The following is a 6,710-nucleotide window of genomic DNA, read 5'->3' as shown; positions in this document are numbered from 1 at the left end:
CCCGACCACCCCGACCACCCCGACCACCTCACAGGAGCCGCAGTGAAGGACGCCTTCGGCCTGCCCCAGTCCCTCCTCGTCCTCGGCGGGACGTCGGAGATCGCCCTGGCCACCGCCCGCCGGCTGATCGCCCGCCGCACCCGCACGGTATGGCTGGCCGGCCGCCCCTCCCCCGCGCTGGAACGCGCCGCCGTCCAGCTCGCCGCCCTCGGCGCCGACGTCCGCACCGTCCACTTCGACGCCCTCGACCCCGCCTCCCACGAGACCGCCCTCGGCAAGGTGTTCGCCGAGGGCGACATCGACCTGGTGCTGCTCGCCTTCGGTGTCCTCGGCGACCAGGCCCACGACGAGCGCGACCCGTCGGCGGCGGTACGCGTCGCGCAGACCAACTACACCGGCGCGGTCTCCGCGGGCCTCGTCGCCGCCCGCGCCTTGCAGACCCAGGGTCACGGCTCCCTCGTCGTGCTGTCCTCGGTCGCCGCCGAACGCCCCCGCCGCGTAAACTTCGTCTACGGCTCCAGCAAAGCCGGACTGGACGCCTTCGCGCAGGGCCTCGGCGACGCACTGCACGGCACCGGCGTGCACGTGATGGTCGTACGCCCCGGATTCGTCCGTACGCGGATGACGGCCGGTCTCGAGGAGGCGCCGCTCGCCACGACTCCGGAGGCCGTCGCCACCGCGATCGAGCTGGGCCTGCGCCGCCGCTCGGAGACGGTGTGGGTGCCGGGCACGCTGCGGGTGGTGATGTCGGCGCTGCGGCACCTGCCGCGCGCGGTGTTCCGACGGCTCCCGATCTGAGACGGCGGGCCGAGCCGACCGGCGTCCCGGCACGAGCCCGCCCCTACGGGACGGGCTCCGCCACCGGCCGTGTCTCCGTCTCCGGCGCCTCCCCGAAACGGGCCAGCATCAGCGCGCCCGCCACCGCCACCACGAACCCCAGCACCGCCAGCCAGGCCAGCCCCTCGCGGGTGCGGTCGCCGAGCCACAGCACACCGACCGCCGCCGGGCCGACCGTCTCGCCGATCACCATGCCGGCCGTCGCCGACGTCACCGAGCCGCGTTGCAGCGCCGTCGTCAGCAGCAGGAACGCGGCGGCGCCGCCCACGAGAAGGGCGTACGACGCCGGGTTGGCGACCAGATCGGACAGCGCGAGCGAGTCGATCAGCCGGACCGACACCTCCACCACGCCGAACCCGAGCCCGGCGCCCAGGCCCAGCACCAGCGCCCGGCTCCGCCCGGCCAGCCGCCCGCCGACCGCGCCAAGCCCCAGCACCACCAGCGCCACGCCCAGCACCGACCAGCGCAGCGCCGCCGTACCGCCCGTGTCGCCCTCGGTGCCCGACGCCAGCCCCAGCATCGCCATGCCGGCACACACCACCGCCACCGCCGACCACTCCAGCCGGCTCAGCCGCACCCGCAGCAGCCGCGCCGACGCCACCGCGGTCACCGCGAGGGACGAGGCCAGCGCGGCGCCCACCAGATAGATCGGCACCGACCGCAGCGCCGCCACCTGGAGCAGGAACCCCACCCCGTCCAGCGCGAGCCCCGCGAGATACCGCCACTGCCGCAGCGCCCGCAGCAGCACCGCCACATCGCCGCCGCCCCCGGTGCGCACGGCAGCCCGCGCGGCCAGGGCCTGGAGCACCGTCGCCGTGCCGTAACAGACCGCCGCGCCGAGCGCGCACACCATCCCGAAGAGCACACAGCGAGCGTAGATCCGTACGACGCCCGCCGCTCCCCCGCACGGCGTCCGCCGCCCCTCAAGATCTGCTAAGGTTGATCTTGTTGAGCCGGTCGCCGGAAACAGCGGCCGAAGCGCACGCGTTGGTGGTCCAAGGAAAGACGCCCCACTTCCTGTGGGGAGATGCAGGTGCAAGGCCTGCCCGGCGCTCCACCGAAGGCCCCCGCCTCCCGCAGGCGGGGGCCTTCTCGTATGCCGGGCCGCTCGCCCGCATGGTGGACGCGCGGCCGGTGACCGGCAGGCCGCCCGGTAGGCTGACCGCGGGTCGTGACTGGCGCGCCGGGTCCCGTGCGGGGACCCACTGGATGGGACGGACCATCGGGGAGCGGCCCGGAAGACAACAGTGCCGTGCGCCTGGGCCGTACCGAGAACGCTGAACGCCGCCGTCCGGAGGTCCCCATGTCAGCCGAGCCGCTGTCCACCGAGTCCACCGCCTACCGTGCCGCCCTCGACGTCATCCGTGCCGTCGAGCCCCGCGTCGCCGACGCGATCCGCCAGGAGGTCGCCGACCAGCGCGAGATGCTGAAGCTGATCGCCTCCGAGAACTACGCCTCCCCGGCGACGCTGCTGGCGATGGGCAACTGGTTCAGCGACAAGTACGCCGAGGGCACCGTCGGCCGCCGCTTCTACGCCGGCTGCCGCAACGTCGACACGGTCGAGTCGCTGGCCGCCGAGCACGCGCGCGAGCTGTTCGGCGCCCGCCACGCCTACGTCCAGCCGCACTCCGGCATCGACGCCAACCTCGTCGCCTTCTGGGCCGTCCTCGCCGACCGTGTCGAGGCGCCCTTCCTGGAGAAGACCGGCGTCCGCCAGATCAACGACCTCACCGACGCCGACTGGGCCGAGCTGCGGCAGGCCTTCGGCAACCAGCGCATGCTCGGCATGTCCCTCGACGCGGGCGGCCACCTCACGCACGGCTTCCGCCCGAACATCTCCGGCAAGATGTTCGACCAGCGGTCCTACGGCACCGACCCGGCGACCGGCCTCATCGACTACGAGGCGCTGCGCGCGCAGGCCCGCGAGTTCAAGCCGCTGATCATCGTCGCCGGGTACTCGGCGTACCCGCGTCTGGTGAACTTCCGGATCATGCGGGAGATCGCCGACGAGGTCGGCGCCACCCTCATGGTCGACATGGCGCACTTCGCCGGCCTGGTCGCGGGCAAGGTGCTCACCGGCGACTTCGACCCGGTGCCGCACGCGCAGATCGTCACCACCACCACGCACAAGTCGCTGCGCGGCCCGCGCGGCGGCATGGTGCTGTGCGACGACTCCCTGAAGGACCAGGTGGACCGCGGCTGCCCGATGGTCCTCGGCGGCCCGCTCCCGCACGTCATGGCCGCGAAGGCCGTCGCGCTCGCCGAGGCCCGGCAGCCCGCGTTCCAGGACTACGCCCGCCGGATCGTGGAGAACTCCCGCGCGCTGGCGGAGGGCCTGATGCGCCGGGGCGCGACCCTGGTGACCGGCGGCACCGACAACCACCTGAACCTGATCGACGTGGCCACCTCGTACGGGCTGACCGGCCGTCAGGCCGAGCAGGCGCTGCTCGACTCCGGCATCGTCACCAACCGCAACGCCATCCCCGCCGACCCCAACGGCGCCTGGTACACGTCCGGCATCCGCATCGGCACCCCCGCGCTGACCACGCGTGGTCTCGGCACCGCCGAGATGGACGAGGTCGCCGGCCTCATCGACCGGGTGCTGACCGCGGCCGAGCCCGGCACCACCAAGTCCGGCGCGCCCTCCAAGGCCTCCCACGTCCTCGACGCGAAGATCTCCGACGAGATCTCCCGCCGCGCCTCCGACCTGGTCGCGGGCTTCCCGCTGTACCCGGAGATCGACCTCGGCTGACGCCGCGACCGACCCGCCCGGCCGCCGCGGCCGGCTCCCGCACCGGGGGCCGGCCGCGGCGGCGCGTGCGTCCGGGGCGGCAGGCGGGGGCGTCCCGGACGCGCCGCTCACCGATCACCCGTCACCGGGCGCCGACCACCGGGCGGCGGGCCGGGTCAGGCAGGTCCGCCCCGCCCGTTCCCCCGCCTCCCACCCGTTCGGGACCGCCCCCCGCACTCTGAGAGAATGGTGCACATGGCTTCTGACCGTCCCCGCGTGCTCTCCGGTATCCAGCCCACCGCCGGCTCCTTCCACCTCGGCAACTACCTGGGCGCAGTCCGCCAGTGGGTGGCGCTCCAGGAGACGCACGACGCGTTCTACATGGTCGTGGACCTGCACGCGATCACGGTGCCGCAGGACCCGAAGGAGCTGCGGGCCAACACCCGCCTCGCCGCCGCCCAGCTCCTCGCGGCCGGGCTCGACCCGGAGCGGTGCACGCTCTTCGTCCAGAGCCACGTCCCCGAGCACGCCCAGCTCGCCTGGGTCATGAACTGCCTCACCGGCTTCGGCGAGGCGTCCCGGATGACCCAGTTCAAGGACAAGGCCGCCAGGCAGGGCGCCGACCGCGCCTCCGTCGGCCTGTTCACGTACCCGATCCTCCAGGTCGCGGACATCCTGCTGTACCAGGCGCACGAGGTCCCCGTCGGCGAGGACCAGCGTCAGCACATCGAGCTGACCCGTGACCTCGCCGAGCGGTTCAACGGCCGGTTCGGGGAGACGTTCACCCTGCCGAAGGCGTACATCCTCAAGGAGACGGCGAAGATCTACGACCTTCAGGACCCGTCGGTGAAGATGAGCAAGTCGGCGTCCACGCCGAAGGGTCTCATCAACCTGCTCGACGAGCCGAAGACCACGGCGAAGAAGGTGAAAAGCGCGGTCACCGACACCGACACGGTGATCCGCTACGACGTCGAGAACAAGCCCGGCATCAGCAACCTGCTGACGATCCACTCCACCCTCACCGGCACGTCGATCGCCGACCTGGAGCGCCAGTACGAGGGCAAGATGTACGGCGCTCTGAAGACGGACCTCGCCGAGATCATGGTCGACTTCGTCACGCCGTTCCGGGAGCGCACCCAGCAGTATCTGGACGACCCGGAGACGCTGGACTCGATCCTGGCGAAGGGCGCGGAGAAGGCGCGGGCGGTCGCGGCGGAGACCCTCGCCCACGCCTACGACCGGGTCGGTTTCCTGCCCGCCAAGCACTGACCGCCCCCTCGCGCACAGACGTACCACTGGCCGAGCGCTGTACATCACTCCGCTCGCGCCTGCCCGCAGCCCGGCCGTGGCCGTACAGTCGATAGCCGACGGCTGGGAACACATCCGTCACGACGACAGGAGACGACGTGGGGACCGTAACGATCGGCGTGTCGATCGCGGTCCCGGAGCCTCACGGCAGCCAGCTCCAGCAGCTGCGCGCGGGCTTCGGCGACGCCGCGGCCTTCGGTATCCCCACGCATGTCACCCTGCTGCCGCCGACGGAGATCGACGACACGCTGCTGCCGGCCGTGGAGGCGCACCTCACCGAGGTCGCCGCGGCCGGGCGGCCCTTCCCGATGCGGCTGCACGGCACGGGCACGTTCCGTCCGCTGTCGCCGGTCGTGTTCGTGCGGGTCGTCGAGGGCGGTGAGGACTGCTCCCGGTTGCAGAAGCGCATCCGGGACGCCTCCGGACCGGTCGCGCGCGACCTTCCGTTCCCGTACCACCCGCATGTCACCGTCGCCCACGGCATCGAGGAGGCGGCGATGGACCGCGCCTTCGCCGAGCTGGCCGGGTACGGCGCCGACTGGCCGTGCACCGGCTTCGCCCTGTACGAGCAGGGCCCGGACGGCGTGTGGCGCAAGCTCCGCGAGTTCCCCTTCGGCGGGTCCACGGTGCCGCCGCAGGCGGGCAGCGTCGAGCAGGGCAGCGTCTTCCGCCGGTAGCACGCCGCCCGGTCTGCCGCAGGGGTCACGGCAGCACCCTGAGCAGCGCCTCCAGCGCACCCTTCCACGCGTTGTCCGACGGGGTGCCGTACCCGACGACCAGGGCGTCCCTCGGCTCGGTGACGGCGTCCGGGTGGCGGAAGTGGCCGAGGCCCGCCAGGGCCAGGCCCTGCCAGGCCGCCGCCTGCACCACCGGCTGTTCGCTGCCGGGCGGCAGCTCCAGCACCGCATGCAGGCCGGCCGCGATACCGGTGACCCGGATGTGCGGGGCCCGTTCGGCGAGCGCGGCGACGAGGGCGTCCCGGCGGCGCCGGTAGCGCAGCCGGGCGGCGCGGACGTGACGGTCGTAGGCGCCGGAGGTGATGAACTCGGCGAGGGTCAGCTGGTCGAGGACACCGACGGAGCGGGCGCCGCCGTGGTCGAGAACGTCCGGCAGCAGGGACTGCGGCAGCACCGCCCAGCCCAGCCTGAGACCGGGGGCGAGGGACTTGCTGGCGGTGCCCAGGTAGACGACGTGGTCCGGGTCGAGGTCCTGGAGGGCGCCGACGGACTGCCGGTCGTAGCGGAACTCCCCGTCGTAGTCGTCCTCCAGGACGATCCCGCCGATGCGCCGCGCCCCGTCCACGACGGCGGCCCGCTGCCCCGGAGGCAGGGCGCCGCCGAGGGGGAACTGGTGGGACGGGTTGAGCAGCACGGCGCGGGCCTCGCCGAACCTCTCCGCGCGGGCGCTGTGGTCGTCGGGCGGCAGTGGCACGGTGGCCAGGCCGGCGCGGGCCACGAGGTCCCAGTGCTGGGCCAGGCCGTACGGCTCGACGGCGAGGGAGCGCAGGCCCCGGGCGTGCAGCACCCGGGCGAGCAGGGTGAGGCCGTGCGCGAAGCCGTTGGTGACGACGATGCGGTCGGGGTCGGTGCGCACGCCCCGGACGCGGGCCAGATATCCGGCGAGCGCGGTGCGCAGCTCGCGCCGGCCGCGCGGATCGCCGTAGCCGAGCGCGTCGTTGGGTGCGGCGGCCAGGGCGCGGCGGGCGGCCCTCAGCCACTCGGCGCGGGGGAAGGAGGCGAGGTCGGGGGTGCCGAGACCACGCGTGGTCAGCGCGGGGGTGCCGATGCGGATGCCGGACGTGTACCAGGCGCCGTTGGGGTCGGCGGGGGTGGCG

6 protein-coding genes and 1 riboswitch are annotated in these 6,710 nt (G+C 73.6%); of the genes, 4 read left to right on the top strand and 2 right to left on the bottom strand.

The annotated features are described in order from the left end of the window. Positions 1-42: 42 nt before the first annotated feature. Positions 43-798, top strand: a complete 756-nt coding sequence (locus tag MTQ10_RS25885; protein ID WP_247472575.1) for a decaprenylphospho-beta-D-erythro-pentofuranosid-2-ulose 2-reductase — start codon at positions 43-45, stop codon at positions 796-798. Positions 799-841: 43 nt separating this feature from the next. Here the strand turns inward: MTQ10_RS25885 and MTQ10_RS25880 are convergent, their stop codons facing one another. Beyond that, on the bottom strand, positions 842-1,690 hold the full coding sequence (locus MTQ10_RS25880; RefSeq protein ID WP_247472574.1) for a hypothetical protein: 849 nt from the start codon (positions 1,688-1,690) through the stop codon (positions 842-844). Between the two features lie 308 nt (positions 1,691-1,998). Continuing rightward, positions 1,999-2,108: riboswitch (ZMP/ZTP riboswitch) on the top strand. 32 nt (positions 2,109-2,140) lie between these two features. Between MTQ10_RS25880 and MTQ10_RS25875 the strand changes: the two genes are divergently transcribed. The 3 genes from MTQ10_RS25875 to MTQ10_RS25865 all read left to right on the top strand — a co-directional run bounded on the left by MTQ10_RS25875 (position 2,141) and on the right by MTQ10_RS25865 (position 5,553). After that, complete coding sequence (locus MTQ10_RS25875; protein WP_247472573.1) at positions 2,141-3,589, top strand: glycine hydroxymethyltransferase; 1,449 nt, start codon at positions 2,141-2,143, stop codon at positions 3,587-3,589. 234 nt (positions 3,590-3,823) lie between these two features. Beyond that, entirely contained in the window at positions 3,824-4,837 is a 1,014-nt protein-coding gene (gene trpS / locus MTQ10_RS25870; protein ID WP_247472572.1) for a tryptophan--tRNA ligase, read from the top strand. 137 nt (positions 4,838-4,974) lie between these two features. Continuing rightward, on the top strand, positions 4,975-5,553 hold the full coding sequence (locus MTQ10_RS25865) for a 2'-5' RNA ligase family protein (RefSeq protein WP_247472571.1): 579 nt from the start codon (positions 4,975-4,977) through the stop codon (positions 5,551-5,553). A 25-nt stretch (positions 5,554-5,578) separates the two neighbouring features. On the opposite strand, the gene MTQ10_RS25860 is transcribed toward MTQ10_RS25865, so the two are convergent. Further along, positions 5,579-6,710, bottom strand: a 1,132-nt coding sequence (locus tag MTQ10_RS25860) for an aminotransferase-like domain-containing protein (RefSeq protein WP_247472570.1), incomplete at its 5' end; no start/stop codon positions are given.

The organism is Streptomyces sp. XM83C, from assembly GCF_023072675.1.
GTDB lineage: Bacteria > Actinomycetota > Actinomycetes > Streptomycetales > Streptomycetaceae > Streptomyces > Streptomyces thermocoprophilus.
This window is presented reverse-complemented; position numbering and strand designations above follow the sequence as displayed.

Excerpts from the sequence above, each read along its gene's own strand:
- MTQ10_RS25880 (WP_247472574.1), bottom strand. The coding sequence starts at position 1,690 with ATGGTGTGCGCGCTCGGCGCGGCGGTCTGTTACGGCACGGCGACGGTG.
- trpS (WP_247472572.1), top strand. The coding sequence starts at position 3,824 with ATGGCTTCTGACCGTCCCCGCGTGCTCTCCGGTATCCAGCCCACCGCC.
- MTQ10_RS25875 (WP_247472573.1), top strand. The coding sequence starts at position 2,141 with ATGTCAGCCGAGCCGCTGTCCACCGAGTCCACCGCCTACCGTGCCGCC.